The sequence below is a fragment of the Marinomonas ostreistagni genome, assembly GCF_016888445.1.
GTDB lineage: Bacteria > Pseudomonadota > Gammaproteobacteria > Pseudomonadales > Marinomonadaceae > Marinomonas > Marinomonas ostreistagni.
The window spans coordinates 147677-167838 of record NZ_JAFEKF010000001.1; the positions used below are offsets into that span (position 1 = coordinate 147677).

22 protein-coding genes and 4 tRNA genes are annotated in these 20162 nt (G+C 49.4%); 20 read left to right on the plus strand and 6 right to left on the minus strand.

Going from position 1 to position 20162, the window contains the following annotated elements:
• The 4 genes from JQX58_RS00610 (at position 1) to cobA (ending at position 3873) form a co-directional block, all read left to right on the plus strand.
• Positions 1–1353 carry a replication-associated recombination protein A gene (locus JQX58_RS00610; RefSeq protein ID WP_204144900.1) on the plus strand — a complete coding sequence of 451 codons (1353 nt, stop codon included), beginning with the start codon at positions 1–3 and terminating at the stop codon, positions 1351–1353.
• The gene (gene crcB, locus JQX58_RS00615) at positions 1353–1721 is read left to right on the plus strand and encodes a fluoride efflux transporter CrcB (RefSeq protein WP_204145795.1); all 369 of its coding nucleotides are present in this window, start codon (positions 1353–1355) and stop codon (positions 1719–1721) included. Before JQX58_RS00610 ends, crcB begins: the two co-directional genes overlap by 1 nt.
• A gap of 50 nt (positions 1722–1771) precedes the next feature.
• Positions 1772–3067, plus strand: a complete 1296-nt coding sequence (serS, locus tag JQX58_RS00620; RefSeq protein ID WP_204144901.1) for a serine--tRNA ligase — start codon at positions 1772–1774, stop codon at positions 3065–3067.
• 62 nt (positions 3068–3129) lie between these two features.
• Positions 3130–3873 carry a uroporphyrinogen-III C-methyltransferase gene (cobA, locus tag JQX58_RS00625; RefSeq protein ID WP_239090107.1) on the plus strand — a complete coding sequence of 248 codons (744 nt, stop codon included), beginning with the start codon at positions 3130–3132 and terminating at the stop codon, positions 3871–3873.
• 42 nt (positions 3874–3915) lie between these two features.
• On the opposite strand, the gene JQX58_RS00630 is transcribed toward cobA, so the two are convergent.
• The 6 genes from JQX58_RS00630 to hpf form a co-directional block, all read right to left on the minus strand.
• On the minus strand, positions 3916–4233 hold the full coding sequence (locus tag JQX58_RS00630) for a TusE/DsrC/DsvC family sulfur relay protein (protein WP_204144902.1): 318 nt from the start codon (positions 4231–4233) through the stop codon (positions 3916–3918).
• A 2-nt stretch (positions 4234–4235) separates the two neighbouring features.
• Complete coding sequence (locus JQX58_RS00635) at positions 4236–4520, minus strand: DsrH/TusB family sulfur metabolism protein (protein ID WP_204144903.1); 285 nt, start codon at positions 4518–4520, stop codon at positions 4236–4238.
• An 8-nt stretch (positions 4521–4528) separates the two neighbouring features.
• Positions 4529–4876 carry a DsrE family protein gene (locus JQX58_RS00640; RefSeq protein ID WP_204144904.1) on the minus strand — a complete coding sequence of 116 codons (348 nt, stop codon included), beginning with the start codon at positions 4874–4876 and terminating at the stop codon, positions 4529–4531.
• 1 nt (position 4877) lies between these two features.
• The gene (gene tusD / locus JQX58_RS00645) at positions 4878–5267 is read right to left on the minus strand and encodes a sulfurtransferase complex subunit TusD (RefSeq protein ID WP_204144905.1); all 390 of its coding nucleotides are present in this window, start codon (positions 5265–5267) and stop codon (positions 4878–4880) included.
• A gap of 80 nt (positions 5268–5347) precedes the next feature.
• Complete coding sequence (locus JQX58_RS00650; protein ID WP_204144906.1) at positions 5348–6004, minus strand: Bax inhibitor-1/YccA family protein; 657 nt, start codon at positions 6002–6004, stop codon at positions 5348–5350.
• A gap of 150 nt (positions 6005–6154) precedes the next feature.
• Entirely contained in the window at positions 6155–6472 is a 318-nt protein-coding gene (gene hpf, locus JQX58_RS00655; RefSeq protein WP_204144907.1) for a ribosome hibernation-promoting factor, HPF/YfiA family, read from the minus strand.
• Positions 6473–6721: 249 nt separating this feature from the next.
• On the opposite strand from hpf, the gene JQX58_RS00660 reads away from it, so the two are divergent.
• The 16 genes from JQX58_RS00660 (at position 6722) to JQX58_RS00735 (ending at position 20053) form a co-directional block, all read left to right on the plus strand.
• A complete protein-coding gene (locus JQX58_RS00660; protein ID WP_204144908.1) occupies positions 6722–7540 on the plus strand; it encodes a DnaT-like ssDNA-binding domain-containing protein in 819 nt (272 codons plus the stop codon).
• A complete protein-coding gene (locus JQX58_RS00665; protein WP_239090108.1) occupies positions 7449–8264 on the plus strand; it encodes a replication protein P in 816 nt (271 codons plus the stop codon). Before JQX58_RS00660 ends, JQX58_RS00665 begins: the two co-directional genes overlap by 92 nt.
• A gap of 141 nt (positions 8265–8405) precedes the next feature.
• Positions 8406–9047: a response regulator gene (locus tag JQX58_RS00670; RefSeq protein WP_204144909.1), complete on the plus strand. Its 642-nt coding sequence runs from the start codon at positions 8406–8408 to the stop codon at positions 9045–9047.
• A 15-nt stretch (positions 9048–9062) separates the two neighbouring features.
• Positions 9063–10880, plus strand: a complete 1818-nt coding sequence (gene uvrC / locus JQX58_RS00675) for an excinuclease ABC subunit UvrC (protein ID WP_204144910.1) — start codon at positions 9063–9065, stop codon at positions 10878–10880.
• A 41-nt stretch (positions 10881–10921) separates the two neighbouring features.
• Positions 10922–11482, plus strand: a complete 561-nt coding sequence (gene pgsA, locus JQX58_RS00680) for a CDP-diacylglycerol--glycerol-3-phosphate 3-phosphatidyltransferase (protein WP_204144911.1) — start codon at positions 10922–10924, stop codon at positions 11480–11482.
• 138 nt (positions 11483–11620) lie between these two features.
• Positions 11621–11695 (plus strand) — tRNA-Gly (locus JQX58_RS00685).
• Positions 11696–11721: 26 nt separating this feature from the next.
• A tRNA-Cys gene (locus JQX58_RS00690) sits at positions 11722–11795 on the plus strand.
• Between the two features lie 16 nt (positions 11796–11811).
• Positions 11812–11898, plus strand: a tRNA-Leu gene (locus JQX58_RS00695).
• A gap of 33 nt (positions 11899–11931) precedes the next feature.
• Positions 11932–12005, plus strand: a tRNA-Cys gene (locus tag JQX58_RS00700).
• Between the two features lie 188 nt (positions 12006–12193).
• A complete protein-coding gene (gene fes / locus JQX58_RS00705; protein WP_204144912.1) occupies positions 12194–13456 on the plus strand; it encodes an enterochelin esterase in 1263 nt (420 codons plus the stop codon).
• A 142-nt stretch (positions 13457–13598) separates the two neighbouring features.
• Positions 13599–13865 carry a DksA/TraR family C4-type zinc finger protein gene (locus JQX58_RS00710; RefSeq protein ID WP_204144913.1) on the plus strand — a complete coding sequence of 89 codons (267 nt, stop codon included), beginning with the start codon at positions 13599–13601 and terminating at the stop codon, positions 13863–13865.
• A 322-nt stretch (positions 13866–14187) separates the two neighbouring features.
• Positions 14188–16800 carry a ribonuclease R gene (rnr, locus tag JQX58_RS00715; protein WP_204144914.1) on the plus strand — a complete coding sequence of 871 codons (2613 nt, stop codon included), beginning with the start codon at positions 14188–14190 and terminating at the stop codon, positions 16798–16800.
• Between the two features lie 32 nt (positions 16801–16832).
• The gene (gene rlmB, locus JQX58_RS00720) at positions 16833–17597 is read left to right on the plus strand and encodes a 23S rRNA (guanosine(2251)-2'-O)-methyltransferase RlmB (RefSeq protein ID WP_204145798.1); all 765 of its coding nucleotides are present in this window, start codon (positions 16833–16835) and stop codon (positions 17595–17597) included.
• A gap of 20 nt (positions 17598–17617) precedes the next feature.
• On the plus strand, positions 17618–18709 hold the full coding sequence (cobT, locus tag JQX58_RS00725) for a nicotinate-nucleotide--dimethylbenzimidazole phosphoribosyltransferase (protein WP_204144915.1): 1092 nt from the start codon (positions 17618–17620) through the stop codon (positions 18707–18709).
• Positions 18690–19469, plus strand: a complete 780-nt coding sequence (gene cobS, locus JQX58_RS00730) for an adenosylcobinamide-GDP ribazoletransferase (RefSeq protein WP_338040626.1) — start codon at positions 18690–18692, stop codon at positions 19467–19469. Before cobT ends, cobS begins: the two co-directional genes overlap by 20 nt.
• The gene (locus tag JQX58_RS00735) at positions 19469–20053 is read left to right on the plus strand and encodes a histidine phosphatase family protein (RefSeq protein WP_204144916.1); all 585 of its coding nucleotides are present in this window, start codon (positions 19469–19471) and stop codon (positions 20051–20053) included. Before cobS ends, JQX58_RS00735 begins: the two co-directional genes overlap by 1 nt.
• Positions 20054–20162: the final 109 nt, after the last annotated feature.

Genomic DNA, 20162 nt, shown 5'->3' on the forward strand with positions numbered 1-20162 from the left:
ATGGACGATTTATTTAGCGCCAATGAAGTGGATATGATGCAGCCGTTGGCAGCACGTATGCGTCCCAAAACTTTAGATGAGTATGTCGGTCAACAGCATTTAGTTGGCGAAGGCAAACCTTTACGTAAAATGGTGGAACGACGCCAAGGGCACTCGTTTATTTTGTGGGGCCCGCCAGGCGTTGGTAAAACCACTTTTGCGCAGCTGTTTGCGCACTCATTGGACGCTAAATTTATCGAATTATCGGCAGTGATGTCTGGTGTGAAAGACATCCGAGCCGCAGTGGATGACGCCAAACAGTGGCGCTTGATGACCCAAAAGGCGACCTTATTGTTTGTCGATGAGGTGCATCGCTTTAATAAATCCCAGCAAGATGCCTTTTTGCCGTTTATCGAAGATGGCACGTTTTTGTTTGTCGGTGCAACCACCGAAAACCCTGCCTTTGAGCTTAACTCAGCGTTACTGTCTCGGGCGCGTGTGTATCGTTTGCAGACCCCTGCTAAAGAAGACCTACTAGCCGTGATGCGTCATGCCTTAAAAGATGAAGTGCGTGGCTTAGGGCAGCGCGATATCCGTATTGATGAGCGCCAGCTTGATATTCTTGCCCAAGCGGCTGATGGTGATGTGCGCCGCAGTTTAAACTTTTTAGAAATCTTGGCCGACTTTGTCGAAGACGGTGAGTCAGTCACCGATGCGCAACTAGAAGATGTGCTAGGTGGTAGTATTCGTCGCTACGACAAAGGCGGGGATGTATTTTACGATCAGATATCAGCGTTCCATAAGTCCGTGCGTGGCTCTTCGCCTGACGGTGCTTTGTATTGGATGGCGCGTATGCTCGATGGTGGTTGTGATCCACTTTATATTGCTCGTCGTTTGCTTGCGATTGCTTCAGAAGACATTGGCAATGCGGATCCAAGGGCGCTGCAAGTAGGCCTTAATGCGTGGGATATATTCGATCGTGTCGGTCCTTATGAAGGCAATCGTGCGATTGCCCAAGCAGCCGTTTATATGGCTTGCGCCCCTAAGAGTAACGCTGTCTATCGAGGCTTTAGTCAAGCCATGAGTGATGTGGCCAGTCAGCCAAGTCTTGAAGTGCCCAATCATTTGCGTAATGCGCCTACTAGTTTAGCGAAAGAAATGGGGCATGGTGAGGACTACCGTTACGCTCACTCCGAAGAGCATGCTTATGCGGCGGGTGAAAAGTATTTGCCGCCAGAGCTTATCGGTGAGCGCTACTATCAGCCAACCGACCGTGGTCTTGAGAAAAAAATCGGTGAGAAGCTGTCTTGGCTTGAGCAACTGGATCAATTAAGTCCGCTACAGCGTTATCGTCATGAGGACTTTGGCCAGTGATGTATGTGATGATTGCCTTGGGAGGCGCCCTTGGCGCCTTGTCGCGTTATGGACTGACACGTTGGATCAACCAGTCTTGGGCGATGCATTTTCCCCTAGCTACTCTGACTATTAATGTGCTGGGCAGTTTTTTGATGGGGGTTGCGTTTGTGCTGATTAGCGAGCGTATGCCAGCCTTAGAGCCCTACCGGCCGCTAATCATGGTGGGCTTTTTAGGCGCTTTTACCACCTTTTCCACTTTTTCTTTAGAAATTGTGTCACTCTTTAATCAGCAAGCTTGGCTAACAGCGCTAAGCTATTTATCATTAAGCTGTTTGCTAGGCATTTTGGCGCTGGCCGCCGGAATCGGCCTAACACGCGCATTTTGATCTATCCCAAACGACATTTATTTTTAATTACATAAGGTTTTGTTGCAGCAATGTTAGACATTAAAGCTCTACGGGCGGACCCTGAAGCGATTGCCGCTTTACTAAAGAAAAAAGGCTTTGAGTTAGATGTAGCGACGTTCTCGAATCTAGAAGAGCGCCGTAAAGCCATTCAGATTGAAACGGAAACGCTGCAACAGTCCCGTAACTCCGTGTCTAAAGAAATCGGTGCTGCGATGAAGGCAGGTGACAAAGCCCTTGCCGAGGACCTTAAAGCTCAAACCGCCACATTGGGTGATGACTTGGCAAGCGCCAAGCAGAAGCTCGTCGATGTTCAGGCGGAAATGGACCGTTTGTTAGAAAGCATTCCGAACGTGCCACACGAGTCTGTGCCAGAAGGTGAAAGCGAAGACGATAACGTCGAAATTCGTCGTTGGGGCGAGCCACGCAGCTTTGATTTTGAAGTTAAAGATCATGTCGATGTGGGCGCTGCTCTAGGCATGTTGGATTTTGAATTAGCGGCTAAAATTACCGGCTCTCGTTTTGCCGTCATGCGTTCAGACTTGGCGCGCATGCACCGCGCTTTGATTCAGTTTATGCTTAATACGCACATTGAGAACCACGGTTACTCTGAAATTTACGTGCCGTACCTAGTAAACTCTGCCTCTCTAAAAGGCACGGGTCAGTTGCCGAAGTTTGAAGCGGACCTGTTTAAAGTGCCAGTGGACAAAGACAGTGGCAACAGTGATCTATACTTGATCCCGACGGCAGAAGTACCCGTGACTAACGTGGCGCGTGATGAGATCCTAAATGATGCGGATCTGCATCAGAAATTTGTGGCGCACACGCCATGTTTCCGTAGTGAAGCTGGCAGCTACGGTCGCGATACCCGTGGTATGATTCGCCAACATCAGTTTGAAAAAGTTGAATTGGTACACATCTGTCGTCCAGATCGATCAACGCAAGCACTAGAAGAGTTGACGGGCCACGCCGAGACGATCTTACAGCAGCTAAACTTACCGTACCGCACGGTGATTTTGTGTGGCGGCGACTTAGGTTTCTCAGCACACAAAACCTACGACATCGAAGTGTGGCTACCAGGTCAGCAAAAATTCCGTGAGATTTCGTCTTGTTCGAACATGGGCGACTTCCAAGCACGTCGTATGCAGGCGCGCTGGCGTAACCCTGAAACCGGCAAGCCTGAGCTAGCACACACGCTAAATGGCTCTGGCCTTGCGGTCGGTCGTACCTTGGTGGCGATTCTTGAAAACTACCAAAATGCCGATGGTACAGTCACTGTGCCTGAAGTATTAGTGCCTTACATGGGTGGTAAAACCGTTATCGGTTAATTGCCCGATGGGAAAGTATTAACAAAGGCCCCTGACTAAGGGGCCTTTGTGTTTGAGTGAAAATGATGACAGGCAAAGTATTTTTAGTGGGCGCTGGTCCTGGCGACCCAGATCTTCTTACCATCAAAGCGCACCGCTTGTTACAGCAAGCCGATGTGGTGCTGTACGATCGTTTGGTGGGGGCGGATATTATTGCGATGATTCCCGAAGCGACCGAGAAGCTTTACGTGGGTAAGGCGAAGTCCTTGCACAGCCTACCGCAAGACCAAATCAACTCTTTGCTAGCGCGCAAAGCAAAAGAAGGTAAAGTCGTGGTGCGCCTTAAAGGTGGCGATCCCTTTATCTTTGGTCGCGGTGGCGAAGAGCTTGAGGAGTTGGTAGAAGAGGGCGTATCGTTTGAAGTTGTGCCAGGCGTAACCGCTGCAGCAGGCTGTGCCGCCTATGCTGGCATTCCACTGACGCACCGTGATTACGCGCAATCAGTACGTTTTTTAACTGGTCACCTAAAGGATGGTACGACTGAGTTACCATGGGATGAACTGGTACATCCGTCACAAACCTTAGTCATCTACATGGGCTTAACCGGGCTTGAATCGATCAGTCAGTCATTGATTCGTTTTGGTATGCGCCCATCTATGCCAGTGGCGATTGTGGAAAAAGGCACTTCTTCTGAGCAGCGTGTGTTTACTTCAACCATAAAAGATGTGGTCGGCGTGGCGCAGCAAAATGAAGTCAAATCTCCCGCTTTGTTGATCATCGGTGAGGTGGTGACCTTACAAGATAAATTGGCGTGGTTCAGCGCTTAATTACAGCACAGTGTAAAAAGGCAGCCATACGGCTGCCTTTTTTTATAAGCAATTGGCGGGCTTGGGCAATCCTGCTATCTTGGCGGCAAGCTTAGGTGGGCTACCAGGAAAAAGCTGCATCAGGTAAATGCTTTTGCCTTTGTCCGGGCCTAGCGCTTTGGTCACTGCTTTGACTAACGGTCGCATGGCTGGGGATACTTCAAATTGCGTGTAAAAGTCGCGCAATACATGAATGATTTCCCAGTGAGCGGGCGTCAAGTCAAGGCCTTCTTTGGCGGCAACTTCTTGGGCAAGCGACTCGTTCCAGTCGTTTAGGTCGAGTAAGTAGCCTTCTTCATCAAATAATTCAGGTGCAGTCATAGTTACCAGCTTACGATTGGGTGGCTGCGAGTAGTTAATTCAACCCATTCTTGGTCGGAAATGCCGTGACCAATTAGGGGCTTAACCGCGTAGCTATCAAGGTCTGATTGGCGATAAAAAATCAGCACGCCACGCTCATCAAGCAGTTCGATTTGCGCTCGACATTGCTGGACTTTTAATACGCCGGATTCCATGAATAAGACCGCATCGCCTTGTTGTAAGGTATTAAGCCAATCCTGTTCAACCGTAACAGGGTAGAGGCTCTGGTTGATCTGATAGAGTTTCATAATGGCCCTTAAAAACGGTAAATCGCAGCAGGTTGCTGCAGCATTGTGTGCCACTGCTCGTCGCTTAATGCCTGCACGCCTGACCAAAGAGGTGAGCTCAGCTGGCTTATCTCCGAGTCTCTAACGTAGACGTTTTCAATGTCATAAAATTCGAGGCCGTCGAGCAGTTTGAACAGGTGCTTACCGTGACGTTGGCTAGGAGCTTGGCCGTCACTTAATATCGCTAGTGCATCACCCGTGACACATAAACTCACCGGCTGCTCAAACGTGCCCAATACCAAGGCAAGATCTAATGCCTCTTTGGCCGCTGTGCTTTGGTATGGCGAGCTAGACAGATAAATCAGTGTATCTTTCATGCTACTTAAACCTCATCACTTTATCTGAGCCCAGAGACATATCGATAAAACTGCCTAGGCCTTCAAGCTCAAAGCCTTCACTGAGATTGTGATGGTTGAGCTCATGGCGCTGGGCTTCCGCCGGATTCAGAATGCCGCGACGAATAGCCGCTGCGATGCAGACTTTTAGAGGGATGTTGTGCTCGGTTGCGAACGCTACCCATTCAGCGCGAAGGTTGCTTTCATCACGCGGCGGCATGGCAAAGGCGTTGGCGAGCAGTACGGCTTCTTCATACAAGAACACCCCCTGAATGGTATGTCCGCTGGCGATGGCTGCCTCGGCAAAGCTTAATGCGCTTTGGCACGCGCGGGATTGCGTCGGGCTGCCCGTTATAAATATTGAATAATTCATCTGATATGCAAGTCAAATAGAGAAGTTTACACATAAAAAAGGCCGCAGTCAGCGGCCTTTGAAAAGCTTATCAAGCATGTTTAGTCGTCACTTGCCATGCCAAATAGAGATAGCAAGCTTAGGAACATGTTGTATAGTGAAACATATAAGTTCACTGTGGCGATGATGTAGTTGGTTTCACCACCACGAACGATTTCACTGGTTTGCAGCAAAATGATCGCCGCAGAGAACAAAGTGAAACCGACTGAGATGAAGATTTGCAACGCTGGCAGCTGGATAAAGAAGCCTGCGATCATAGCGAACAACAGTGCAAAGAAGCCAACTGTGATGAAGCCGCCTAGGAAGCTAAAGTCTTTCTTAGAAACAATGGCGTAAGCTGAAAGACCTAAGAATGACAGACCTGTCATACCTAACGCACTCATAATCAGTGCTGCACCGTTTTGCATGCTTAGGTAGGCGTTAAGGATCGGTCCTAGAGTTAGGCCCATAAAACCAGTAAGTGCAAAGACGCACAATAAGCCCATAGCGCTGTTGCGGCATTTGTGTGTTAGGAAAAGCAATCCATAGAAACCTACCAAGGTGATGATCAGGCCAGGATGTGGCAAGTTCATTACCATGCTTATGCCAGCCGTGAACGCACTGAACAGTAATGTTAAAGCCAGTAGGCCGTAGGTATTACGCAGCGTTTTGTTCGCCGCTTGGGACGTGTGTGTCGAAAGGGCATCGGTATAACGCATGATCGAAGTTCTCCTTTTAAGAAAATGCTTAGAGTTAAGACAAACTATGAGGGTAGGAGTTCAAAACTTCAACTGATTTTATACCGTGGTAACAACAAAAACGCCCACTTAAAAGAAGTGGGCGTTGCGATTTGTTTAGTGATGTACTGTTTAAGAAGCAACGGCGGCTTTATGGTTACCTGCGGTTTGCTTGTTTTTGTGCTTGTCTACCTGACGCGCTAGTTTTTCAATCATGCCATCGATGGCATGGAATAAACGGTCTTCTGAGGATGCGGTAGCAAACAGCTCTTTACCAGGCACGTGTATTCGCGCTTCGGCTTTTTGTTCTTTACTGTCCTGTATTAGGGTCACGTTAACTGAGGTGATTTGATCACTTAGCTTAGAGATTTTTTGCATTTTCTCATTGATGTGATCTTTGATAGCTGGAGTGACGTCGACGTGATGACCTGTGATATTTATTGTATACATACAACTTTCTCCTCGGTAAAGTTGGCCGATTTTTTGGAGGTTGGAAGGACTCTAACCTCGCGGCACATTTCCAGCATAGGAGCGTAAATTTGGCCTGTCAATATGATTTCACTGTAAAGAAATGTAGCGGTCATAATTTTATGTTAGGCCGTTTTGACAAAGCTTGATTCGCGCTTGGCGCGCGAGTTATCGTGCTTATGCGTTTGCCTTTTGTTAAACTGTTCCACCATCCAATGATATGTCGAGTTTATGGTTGCTTCTGATTTTACATTACCTGTTTCGTTTAATTTGGCGTGCGAGTTAGGGCTTGAAGAAAGTGTCTTGCTAACCTTCTTACAGCAGCGTGCTCATCATTTGGGCAGTCGCCAAATCAAAGTCTCGCATCGCGAACTGGTCGACATGTTGCCGTTTTGGACTGCGCCTTACACGGTGCGATTGATGACCACTCTGCAAGTGGCTCAGCGCCTTCAGTTTCGTCGTAGCGACGCAGGCTTGGAGATTATGTTAGAGGCTCCAGGTGAGGTGAAACCTAAGCCTTCGAGTAGCACCACTGCCGCGCAATCCTCAGAGGCGGACGGTGGTGAAATGCTGAGTAAGCTATCGCGTCTACAGCAAGAAGCCGCGCATAAAGAGCCAAGTAGTGCGCCGCAATACAGTCCGCGTGCGTCACGTGAACCCAGTGAGTCTTATGCCCCAGCGACGAGTCCTGCTCCGAGTGATCGCCGAGGTTTGACCGATTTTGATCTATATTTAGAGGCAAAAGAGCGTAACCGCCAACCGGATCAATGGCTGCCTGAAGAAGCGACGCTTGAACAAATTCAGCAGGCGGGTATTGAGCGTGGTTTTGCTCAAGCGCTGCTGCCGGAATTTTTGTTGCGCATCAAAGAGCAGCGCAAAAATGTGCGTACTTGGAACAGTGAGTTTTTTAAGTACGTAAAACGTCAATGGCAATACAAGCAATCGGATCGTCAGTCCCATGAAGGAACCGCAACCTATTCAGCAAATTCTAAATCCAGTCGCGAGCAAGTTAGCAACGCCCTCACCAACATCCACGACACAGACTGGTAGCGAACAAGGGCAGCAAAGCCAACAAAGCCAAGCTTCCCATGAGGCCGAGCAACGCACTCGCGTATTGGTCAATATGCTGTTTGCGCGATTTAAGGCGATTTACACTCATAAATTTGCTTCGGCTTATGCCACCACCGAAGAGGTCAAGCTTGCTAAGCGCGAGTGGGCGATCGCCTTAAAAGGCTTTCAAGAGCCGCTGCTGGCGTATGCGGTAGAGCGCACCAAAGAGCGTTTTGCTTGGCCGCCGACGATTTCCGAATTTTTGTCAGTAATCCATACGGCCTATCGTGCTTATGGTTTACCGGAGCCTCGTCAAGCCTATCTCGAGGCGTGTCAGTGCACCTATGACCCGCGCAAGGTGAAATGGTCGCATCCGGCGGTGTATTTTGCCGGTGCAGAGGCGGGTTGGTATCGCTTACGTACTGAAGATGAGCGAGTGACCTGGCCGCTATTTGAAAAGCATTATGTGGCGCTGGTGGATCGTGTGATCAACGGTGAGGCCTTGCATGTGCCAGAAGTGGTAATGGTTGAACATAAACCTGCCCCTGCGCTGGAAAACCTGATGCGCAGCATTGCTCAGGAGCTGCAAGTGAGTGAGGAGCAGGTTGCCCCGCATTTATACTATCTTCACAAAACGGCGGGCACAGCGATCCGCGCTCAGTACCGAGCACGCGCGCAACAGGCTTTGCAAGACATGGGCTACCAACAAGAATTACCCGCTTAAGCATGAATAACGGCTAGTAATAATTACTTTTAGTTATGTCTCTTACAATTCTCTACGATTTGTAAGTGTTTACGTGTTTTCGAAAAGTTAAGTAAACGGTAATATCTCATACTATATAGCAAAGCTCTAAATGAGGTTGAGATGCGTAAAATTCTAATCGTCGATGATCACACTGTGGTGTGTGAAGGGATCAAGCGTGTCATTGAAGACATTGAGGGCGTAGATGTGTGGGCCACCGTACACAGTGGTGAAGAAGCACTAGACATACTACGCAAAGAGCGTATTGATATTGTGTTGATGGATGTGCACATGCCCGGGATCGGCGGTTTGGGAGCAACGCGTGAAATCAAACGACTCTATCCAGAAACCAAAGTCATTGCCTTGTCGGCCAATGACGATGCGCCATACCCATCAAAAATGATGGAAGCAGGTGCCAGTGGTTACGTGGCCAAAGGCTCGGATATGCCAGAGTTACTAGAAGCCATTGATACTGTCTTAAAAGGTCAACAATATTTGTCACGTGTGGTGGCGCAAAAGGTCGCGTTATCTCGTACTATGAAGAACGGTGCTGAATCGCCTTTTGATGAATTGTCTGATCGTGAGCTACAAGTGGCGCAAATGATTGTTGATTGTGTCAAAACCAAAGTGATCGCGGATCGCTTACATGTATCAGATAAAACGGTCAGTACCTTCCGTAAACGTATTTTTACCAAGCTAGACGTCGAAAGCGATGTAGAGCTGGCGCGCTTGGCGATGCGTTATAACGTACTAGGTTTAGTTTAGAAGGCTGTTTACTGCGTGTCGCAAGACTTTGATCCAAAACATTTTGTCCAAAATTTAACGACCCGCCCAGGAGTTTACCGCATGTATGGCAAAGGTGAATTGCTGTACGTCGGTAAAGCCAAAAACCTCAAAAACCGCGTATCGAGTTATTTTCGAGCCACAGGGCTGACCACCAAAACCATGGCCTTGGTGAGTCGCATCGACGATATCCAGATCACCGTCACCAAGAGTGAAACCGAAGCTCTGCTACTTGAGCAAACGCTGATCAAGCAGCATCGTCCGCCTTACAACATCCTATTGCGTGACGATAAATCGTACCCTTACATTCTGATCTCCAACCATCCTCATCCGGCGATCTTGTTTCGACGCGGTCAAAAAAGCAAAGAAGGCCAGTTATACGGGCCTTATCCCAATGGTACTGCGGTACGCGAAAGCATGATTGCCATGCAAAAGGTCTTTAAGGTGCGCCAGTGTGAAGACTCGGTCTATGCCAACCGCACACGCCCGTGTTTGCAGTATCAGATTAAGCGTTGCTCTGGCCCTTGCGTAGGGCTGATTTCTAATGAAGAGTATGCCGAAGACGTACAGCACGCGCGCATGTTCCTACAAGGTAAAAACCAAGAGCTTACCGCCGAATTATCAGACAAAATGAGTACTGCGGCGCAAGAGATGGAGTTTGAGCGGGCAGCCGCCTTGCGCGATCAAATCGTACAGCTTAAGCATGTTCAAGAAGAGCAGCATGTTTACGGCCAAAGCGGCGATGCTGATGTGCTCGCGGCAATCATTCAGCCGGGCGGCTTGTGTGTGCACGTGATGATGGTGCGCCAAGGCAAGGTGATTGGCAGTCAAAGCCACTATCCGAAAATGCCGATCGAGATCACTGAGCCAGAGTTGCTTTCTTCTTTTATTGCGCAGCGCTACATAGGCGGTGCTCAAGAGCTGCCGAAGACGTTGATCTTAAGTCATGCGGTAGAGGATCAAGACGTACTCGAAAGTGCGCTATTTGAGACCACCAACAAAAAAGTTGAAGTCGCCGCCAATGTGCGTGGTCAGCGTGCACGTTGGCTGGATCTTGCTAAGCTCAATGCGGAGCAGGGGTTACAGACACGCTTAACCGATAAGCGCAATCATTTCAGTCGTATTACTGCGCTACAAAAAGTGCTTGGCTTTAAAGAGCCGCCGACGCATATGGAGTGTTTCGATATTTCTCACTCTAGTGGTGAGGCCACGGTTGCTTCATGCGTGGTATTTGGCCCTGAAGGCCCGGATAAAAAGCGCTACCGCTACTTTAATATCGAAGGTGTCGAAGCAGGAGATGATTACGCCGCCATGCGCCAAGCGCTGACACGTCGCTATAAACGCGTTAAAGATGGCGAGATACCGGCGCCAGACGTGCTGTTGATCGATGGTGGTAAAGGTCAGTTGTCGCAAGCAGAAGCGGTGCTTAAAGAGCTTGGCATTGTCGATATCTTTTTATTAGGCGTCGCCAAAGGGGATACCCGTAAGCCGGGTCTTGAAACCCTTTATGTGGGTTCTAAAGAAGACGAGGTGGTGTTGCCACCCGACTCTGCTGCGCTGCATTTGATCCAGCACATTCGTGACGAAGCCCACCGTTTCGCCGTCAAAAATCACCGCCGTCAGCGGGATAAAAAGCGTCGCCAGTCATCCCTAGAAAACATTCCGGGTATCGGGCCAAAACGTCGTAAAGAATTACTGACAGCATTTGGTGGTTATCAGGAGTTGATGTCCGCAAGCCAGGCAGACATTGCCAAGGTCAAAGGCATCAGTGGAAATAAGGCGCAAGAGATATACCTCTACCTCCATAAAAGTTAAGCTAAGCACTCTTGCGGTTGTTACTTATATTCAAGGCATTTATGAACATTCCAAATTTTCTTACGTCATTACGCATCTTTCTGATTCCAATCTTGGTAGTGATCTACTACTTACCATGGGAAGGGCGCTTTTACGCCAGTGCCGCCATCTTTGGTATTGCTGCGATCACTGATTGGTTAGACGGCTTTTTAGCACGTGCCTTGAATCAAACCACACCGTTTGGCGCCTTTTTTGATCCGGTGGCGGACAAAGTGATGGTCTCAGTAGCTTTGGTGCTACTTGTAGCCGAATACGACAGCTTGTTAATGACCTTGGCCAGCGCTGTCATCATTGGCCGTGAGATCGTGATCTCAGCTCTACGTGAGTGGATGGCCGAGATGGGCAAACGCGCCAGTGTCGCGGTATCGTTTGTTGGCAAGATCAAAACCACCATGCAGATGATTGCCATCTTTATTCTACTGTCGAACGCGCCGACCACTGGCTGGGCGACACTTGGTTTGTTTGTGCTGGTGATCGCAGCGTTACTAACGCTTTGGTCAATGTATATCTACCTTAAAGCTGCGTGGCCTGAGCTGACGTCAAGTCAGTCGGATAACGATTAGTCTTTGTTGTGCAAGGACTAATCAGGGCTGGTTAATACGTAAACGATGGCAAAAAAATTAACGAAATTAGCCATTTATTTATATTTTACCCTTGACGTATTAAGCCAGTTCTATAGAATACGCACCATCTTTTGAGACGCGGGAATAGCTCAGTGGTAGAGCACAACCTTGCCAAGGTTGGGGTCGCGAGTTCGAGCCTCGTTTCCCGCTCCATTCTCTAAAGATAGACTGATGATTGAGGCCGGATGGCAGAGTGGTCATGCAGCGGACTGCAACTCCGTGTACGCCGGTTCGATTCCGACTCCGGCCTCCATTTCATTCAGTACAAAGCCCGGGTGGTGAAATTGGTAGACACACAAGACTTAAAATCTTGCGATAGAAATATCGTACCGGTTCGATTCCGGTCCCGGGCACCATTTGGTGCCTTTTTTGTTTTTAAAGCACCATGAGGCCGGATGGCAGAGTGGTCATGCAGCGGACTGCAACTCCGTGTACGCCGGTTCGATTCCGACTCCGGCCTCCAATTCTGATACAAACTCCCTTCGTTATACTTCTCCCGTTATTGTTTATCCTTATTTTTGCTATATCTGTCTTTGCGCTTGCTTGATACGTGTTTTGGCGTCATGGGCATGTAAAATCGCGCTTCACCTATTGATAATGAGAATGAATATCAATAATGTTGTTGTAGTTTAACGACCGGAGGATGGCGTGGTGACTTACAACAGTACGGTGCGGGCGCGACGCCCAGCGTGTCTCGCGAAGAATAATGTCGGCAGTGATCGATGGTGGGCCGAGTTGGCGCGCAAAGGGACGCCACTGCAGACACCGGTCGACGATCAGCGTGTGCGGGTGGATTTCTTTTGGCGCGATCCACAAGGGCTTGCGTCTGACATTGCCAAAGTGCAGTTGGTATTTCACAGTGTCTCGTCAGAACCTCCGCGTGAGGTCTCATTATTGAAGCGTGTTGCTGGCACGGATGTGTTTCATGCGTATGTGATTATGCAGGCCAGTTGGCGGGCGAGTTATCGCTTTATTCCGCTGACCACAGCTGACCTTGATCAGAAACAAGCGCGCACTCGCGTCGCGGGTTACGAGCAGCATTATGATTGGCTGCAGCATCAATCGTTTACCGACCCTTGTAATCATCGCCCCGATATCTCCAACGCATCTTTGCCATCTGGCTCGCCGTTACATGGCTTAGAGGCAGGCTATGAGCTTGGCTGGGAAGAGTGGGACCGCGGCGAGTTGCTGTCGGTGAGTGTGCATACTTTAACGTGGGCCAGCCCATGGCTTGGCAATGAGCGCAACGTGACCTGCTTCGAAACCGGTACTACGGATTTAAGTGACAAGCCTGTGGTGACTTTGCTGGATGGCGAGTGTTGGTCAAAGGCGTCTGGCTTACCAGATGTGCTTAATTTTTTGACCCAATGCAAACTCCTGTCGCCAGCGGTGTATATCATGGTAGGCAGTGTGGGTGCTGAGCAGCGCGTGCAAGAATTTACCGCCAACGATGACTTCTGGTTAGCGTTCTTTGAGGAGCTAATACCCAAGCTTAAGTTAGAGTTTGGCCTGCCACCATTGGCGCAAAATATGCTGGTAGCAGGGCAAGAGTTGGGAGGTTTGTCAGCGCTGCAAGCAGGGCTGTATTGGCCGCAATACATCACCAAGGTGATCAGTTTATCAGGCGCCTTTTGGTGGCCGGATAAGCGTCGTGAGCCGTTGGCCAAAGCCGATGCCAATTCGGTGCGCTTGATGGATCAAGTGATGGCAAGTTGTAGTCCATTGGCGCAGTTAAGCGTGTATTTTGCTGCCGGAGAAGGTGAGCGAACTTTACTGGCGCACAATGAAGAAATGGCTTATGTACTGCAACATAAGCAGAGCAAAGTACTGTATGAGAACTACGCCGGTGGCCACGACTGGTTGTCTTGGCGCTCTAGCCTGATACGTGGCTTATCGGCGCTGTTGGACAATTAAAGTGATTTTATGTCTTGGGTTTGCGTGGTTCCGACATCGATTGTGTATTTTTAGACGTGCCCACAAAACGCCTATTGTCTAGCAAACGAACAGTTTCTATACTGCAAGGATGTTTCATTTTTAAGTCTGTGTCGGAGAACATATGGCAAGTGGATGGGCGCACGATGGTGCGGTACAAGATCAAATCGATGCGACGGTAGATTCTGCGGTGGAGCAGGCTCGCAGTCGCTTAGGTGTGGGCGAAAGTCTAGAGTTTTGCGAAGAGTGCGATGCCGAGATTCCAGAGCGTCGTCGCCAAGCAATCCCTGGCGTACGTCTGTGCATTCAGTGTCAAACAGAGATGGAACGCTCGGATAAAGCGCGCAGCTTATATAATCGCAGCGCCAGTAAAGACAGCCAATTACGTTGATCCTGCCGGGCTCCAGCTCAGAGCCCTTTGACTCCTTCATTATTGTTATTTTCTTGCGCGCTTCGCCTTAACCTTTATTGCTTATATTTGCTAAAAATAGGCAAATGTCACAACGATGTTATAAGCTTCAGGCACAATGATTGATTACAAAACGGTTCTAAGCCTTGCTGCTTGGTCCCAATGAACGGTGGCGGCTTTGATGAAGAATCTTGTCGCCATTAGAGAGAATTCTCTAAGAATAACTTATACTTAATGAATAATTTAAAACACATATACCAAAGAGGGCCGAAGATGATGCCCTCTCACAATAGGACGGTACCATTTGAGTAAAAACAACATTCAAGACCCACATCGAGATCGGGAAGCATCTAAATACGATAATCCCATTCCAAGTCGCGAATACATCCTAGAATTTATTGCTTCGCTGGGTCGTCCTGTTACTCACCCAGAGCTCTGCGAAGCCTTTGGCTTACAGGACGAAGATTCTATTGAAGCGGCGCGTCGTCGCTTGATTGCCATGTGTCGAGATCATCAGCTTGTGAGTAACAGTGATGATGCCTACGCACCGATTGTCGAAAGCGACTTGATCGAAGGCTATGTACAAGGCGGTAAAGATGGCCAAGGCTTCTTACTGCGCCCTGATGCGGACGATATTTTCTTGTCACCGCGTCAGATGCAATCGGTTATGGACGGCGATCTAGTGGTCGCACGCTTATCTGGCAAAACCATCAAAGGCCGCCTAGATGGCGTGGTGGTCGAAGTCAAAGAGCGTAAGCATTCAACGCTAGTCGGGCGTTATTACGCCGAGAGTGGCACCGCGTTTGTCACACCAGAAAACCCACGTATTTCCCAAGACATCATGATCGAGCAGGACTCTGGCTTGCAGCCAACCCATGGTCAGTATGTGTTGGTTGAGATCGTTAGCTACGCTGAGCGCCGCAGCCCAGCAAAAGGCGTGGTGAAAAAGATCCTTGGTGACTTTATGGCGCCAGGACTTGAGATCGATGTCGCGATTCATAACTACGATATCCCTAACGAGTGGCCGAAAGACGTTGAGAAACAAGTGCGCCATTTCACCACTGAGGTAGCGGAAGAAGACAAACAGCACCGTGTTGATCTGCGTGATACGCCATTTGTCACCATCGATGGTGAAGATGCGCGCGACTTTGATGACGCCGTGTACTGTGAAAAAACACCAGGTGGTTACAAGCTATATGTCGCCATTGCCGATGTCTCGCACTATGTGAAAAAAGGCACAGCACTGGACGATGAAGCCATCGCCCGTGGTAACTCTGTCTACTTCCCTGGTCGCGTCGTGCCTATGTTGCCAGAAGTGCTGTCTAACGGTTTGTGTTCGTTGAACCCAAATGTGGACCGCTTGGCGATGGTCGCGGAGATTTCGTTGACGTCCCGTGGCAAGATGCGTGGCTTCAAGTTTTATGAAGGTTTGATCAACTCCCACGCGCGTTTGACCTACACCAAAGTGGCGAAGATGATCGCGGCCGAGCCAGATGAACAAGGCCTTGAGCTACGTGAGCGCTACCAAAATATCATCACTCATATTGATGATTTGTATGATCTGTACAAAGTGTTGCGTGCGTCTCGTGAAGAGCGCGGTGCCATGGACTTTGATACGGTCGAAACGCGCATGGTGTTTGATGAAAATGCCAAGATTGATCAAATCGTACCGATCGAGCGTAACGATGCCCACAAGCTAATCGAAGAGTGCATGCTGTGTGCCAACGTAGCGACGGCCGAGCTATTGCTTAAAGCCAATATCCCAGCATTGTTCCGTATTCACGAAGGTCCACGTGAAGAAAAACTGATCGCTTTGCGTTCGTACTTGTCGGTGCTTGGGCTTGAGTTGGGCGGTGGTATTAAACCAACCCCAGCTGATTATGCTGAGCTGGCTGAGCGCATCCAAGAGCGCGCTGATTCGCGTAGCATTCAAACCATGCTGCTGCGTTCTATGTCGCAAGCGGTGTATCAGCCGGACAACGTTGGTCACTTTGGTTTGGCGTATGAAGCCTACACCCACTTTACCTCGCCGATCCGCCGTTACCCTGACTTATTGGTGCATCGTGCGATTCGTTATTTGATCCGCGGCGAAGGCGCTCCAAAAGTACGTCAAGCGTACAAAGTGCCGGGCAGCCCGACGATTAAAGCCAACAAGATCTACGATTACGATGACGCTGAGATGGACCAGTTTGGTGAAAGTTGCTCTATGACTGAGCGCCGCGCCGATGAAGCCACTCGTGATGTGGAATCTTGGCTTAAGTGTCAGTACGTTGAGCAACATATTGGCGATCACTTCGATGGCATTGTCACTGCCGTGACACCGTTTGGCTTGTTTGTTGAGCTAGGTGGTTTGTTTGTCGACGGTCTAGTGCACATCTCTGGTCTGGGTAACGATTACTTTGTCCACGACCCTGAACGTCAAGCGATCGTTGGCGAGCGTACGCATAAAGTATTCCGTCTAGGGGATCAGATTCGCGTTTCTGTGGTCAGCGTCAATCTTGAGCAGCGTAAGATCGATCTTAAGATGGAAGAGGGCCGTGCTAAGCCGAAACCGCGTATGGATCGTGATGAGCTAAGTGAGCTTGAAATGCAGCTGGCGCAATTACCACCGATGGAGCTTGGCGGCCGAGTGAAGCCAAAAGCCACAGGCGATCGTGCCGGGCAAAAAGCCCCAGCGGACGAAGAGTGGGACAACAAGCCCAAGAAGCAGTCTAAAAAGAAGCCTTTTAGCAAAGACAAAAAGTCTAAAACCGGTAAAGCTTCGAGCAAAGACAAGGGCAAAAGCAAAAAATCGAGTGCCGACAGCGCTAAAAAGTCGCCACTGAAAAAAGCTAAAAAAGCCGTGGGAACCAAAGCGAAAAAGCTGAAAACCAAGGTTAAGAAAAAGAGCAATGCCAAAGCGCGTGCTAACGATTAAAAGCAATTCCTGAATAAGAGTGTATGAGCCAGATGGCAGATTTAGATTGGGTTTACGGTATCCATGCCGTAGAAAACGCGTTGAGCCAGAAAGGCAAAGTAAAAGAAGTGCGCTTACAGGAAGGGCGTGACGATAAAAAGATGCAGCAGATCGCCAAGCTGTGTCAGGCGCAAGGCTTGCGCGTGCAGCAGGTGCCACGTAAAGAGTTGGATCAGCTGTTTAGCAAGAGTAAAGAGCGCATCGTTCACCAAGGTGTTGTGGCGCTGGCGGAAGTGACCAAAACCGGTGATGACAAAGATCTAGCGCGCCTAGTGGAAAACCTAGATGAAGTGCCGTTGATCATTATCTTGGACGGTGTCACGGACCCACATAACCTTGGTGCGTGTTTGCGTAGTGCTGATGCTGCTGGTGCCCACGCGGTGGTGATTCCGAAGGATAAATCTGCTCAGCTAAGTGCCACGGTCAGTAAAGTGGCCTGTGGTGCAGCCGAGAGTATGCCCGTTTTTGCCGTCACTAACTTAGCGCGTGCTATGAAAAAGCTGCAAGACTTAGGTGTTTGGATCTTTGGCACCGCAGGTGAAGCGACGCAAACCTTGTACGAACAGGATCTTACCATCCCGACGGCGATCGTGATGGGCGCTGAAGGTGATGGTATGCGCCGTTTGACCCGTGAACAATGTGATTACTTGATCAAGCTGCCAATGGCAGGTGTGGTCAGTAGTCTTAATGTTTCCGTGGCTACAGGTGTGTGTTTGTACGAAGTCGTGCGTCAGCGCGCCGCCAAAGCAGGCGCCTAGTCGCCTGCTTGGTCTGAGTTATGGTTAAGTCGATCGAGGTAAATGTGCTTAAACCCTTTCAAGTAGCGCCTTTAAGCGGTGAGTTGGATAGCGATATTCAACGCAAGATTGATCAAAAAACCAAGCCACCTGGGTCACTCGGTGGGCTTGAGTCAATTGCGTTTCAAATCGCGCGTATTCAGCGTACCTTGGCACCAAGCATAAAACGCGCGCAGATGCTGGTCTTTGCCGCCGATCATGGTGCGGTTGATCAGGGTATCAGTGCGTTTCCACAAGAAGTGACGCCGCAAATGGTGGGTAACTTCTTAGCGGGCGGTGCGGCTGTGAGCGTATTCTGCCGCCAACATGGCGTTGGGCTAAAAGTTGTGGACGTTGGGGTGAAAGAGAAACTTACCAATCATCCTTTGCTCGTACAAAAGAAAGTAGCCTATGCCAGCCAAGACTTTACCCAAGGAGCAGCACTAACCCTTGATCAGGTGAATCAGGCGCTAGAGGTTGGGGCTGATCAGGTGTCAGCCATCGAAGCCAATGTGGATTTATTGATGTTCGGTGAAATGGGCATTGGTAATACCGGTGTAGCGTCTTGTATGTTTAGTGCCTTAACGGGGCTTGCCCCTGAGCAAACTACAGGTCGTGGTACTGGCCTTAATGAGCAAGGTGTATCACGTAAAGTGGCAGTGATTGAGCAAGCGCTTGAACGGGTAACTCAGCAACTAAAACGCCCTGCGGGCGAGTGGGCGCCATGGGAAGTGGCGACTCAGGTCGGTGGCTTAGAAATCTTGGCCATGTCGGGTGCGATGTTGCGCACAGCTGAATTAGGCAAGCCGTTTGTGGTGGATGGTTTTATTTGTACTGTGGCGCTGTTGTTTGCTCAGCAAATACAGGCGCAGGTGGTGGACTATGCCATTTTTGCCCATCAGTCTGATGAGCAAGCACATGCTCGTTTGCTGGAGCACTTTTCAGCGACACCGATCTTAAAGCTCGACTTGCGTCTTGGCGAAGGCTCGGGGGCAATTTTGAGCTATCCGATTATCCAAAGTGCGGTGGCGTTTTTTAATGACATGGCAAGTTTTGATGACGCAGGAGTCAGTGGTGCGAACAGCCCTCATTGAGGATTGGCAAGGCTTCCTACGAAGCCTTGCTACCTACACGCGAATCCCCCTCAACATTGATTGGGACAGTCCACAAAAGCACACGCCAAGCGTGTGCTTTTTGCCTTTTGTTGGCGTCATCGTAGCGCTGTTGAGTGCTTGGCCGCTATTGATCGGGCACTGGTCCGCAGGCTTGCAAGCGTTATTGATGATGTTATCCGCCGTGCTAGTCACTGGAGCTTTCCATGAAGATGGCTTGATGGACGCTTGCGATGGCTTAGTCGGTGGCTGGACGCCAGAGCAGCGCTTGCAGATTATGAAAGACTCCCGCGTCGGCAGCTACGGTGTGCTGGCGGGTATTTTCTCGTTTGCCCTGAAGTGGTGGTTGTTAAGTCAATGGCTAACGGAGGCACTTTGGGACGGTTCTCAGTGGTCTATTTTAGCTGGCTGGATCGTAATGCATAGCGTGGCACGTTGGCTGCCATTGCTACTGATGCAAAGTCTTTCCTATGTTAGCCAAGGGCAAAGCAAAGCTCAGCAGATGATTCAGCGACTCAATCTTCGTGCTGGTTTGTGGTGGCTCGCTTCATTAGTTTTAGTCTGGTTATTAGTAGGCAGTGCGACTGTCCTTGAATTGCTGGTGGCGCTGATACTGCTTGGCTTAGTCATCGGCTGTTATCTTAAGCGTCGTATTGGCGGCTACAACGGCGATACCTTGGGGGCCAGTGAGCAGTTGGCGGAGCTATTGGTGTTGTTTGTGTTATTAGGTTGGAGCGCGTAATGAAGTTGGTGATTATTCGACACCCAAAACCCGAAGTGCCAAAGGGGCTTTGCTACGGTCAGAGTGATGTTCCGTTGATTGAAAACTGGCAAGCGGATGCCAAGGCGATCGCGCAATTTATGGATAAGTGTTATCCAGAGCATAATTTTGCTTGGTATCACAGCCCGTTAACTCGTACTCAGTTGTTGGCTTATGCTTTAGCGCCACAAAGCACGCCAGTTGATGCGCTTAAAGAAGTAGATTTTGGTCGCTGGGAAAATTGTCTGTGGTCCGATATTCCCAAAGCTGACATTGATGCCTGGCGTGATGATCTAATGCAGGCCGCTCCTTATGAAGGGGAATCTTTAGCGGTGTTGCAAGCGCGTGTCTTAGCTTGGTTTGAGCCATTGATCGAAGCCGACAAAGATGTGGTGTTAGTCACTCATTCGGGGGTTATTAAAGTACTCGTGGCGGCGTTATGTCAGTTTTCCATGACCGAATGCTTTCGTTTAAATCCTACTTACTCAAGTATTACCGAACTCGATTTGGGCCCAGGGTTTGCTCTATTAAATCGTCTTGGTGCAGGTGATTGGGCAAGGGGATAATCCTCAAGACGAGAAAACGGTGGATTGCTATGAGTAGATCTACATTTACCTAGTGTGGTGCACCTTTATAATGAGTTGCCTAAGCAGGGCAGCTAAACGCCCACACAGA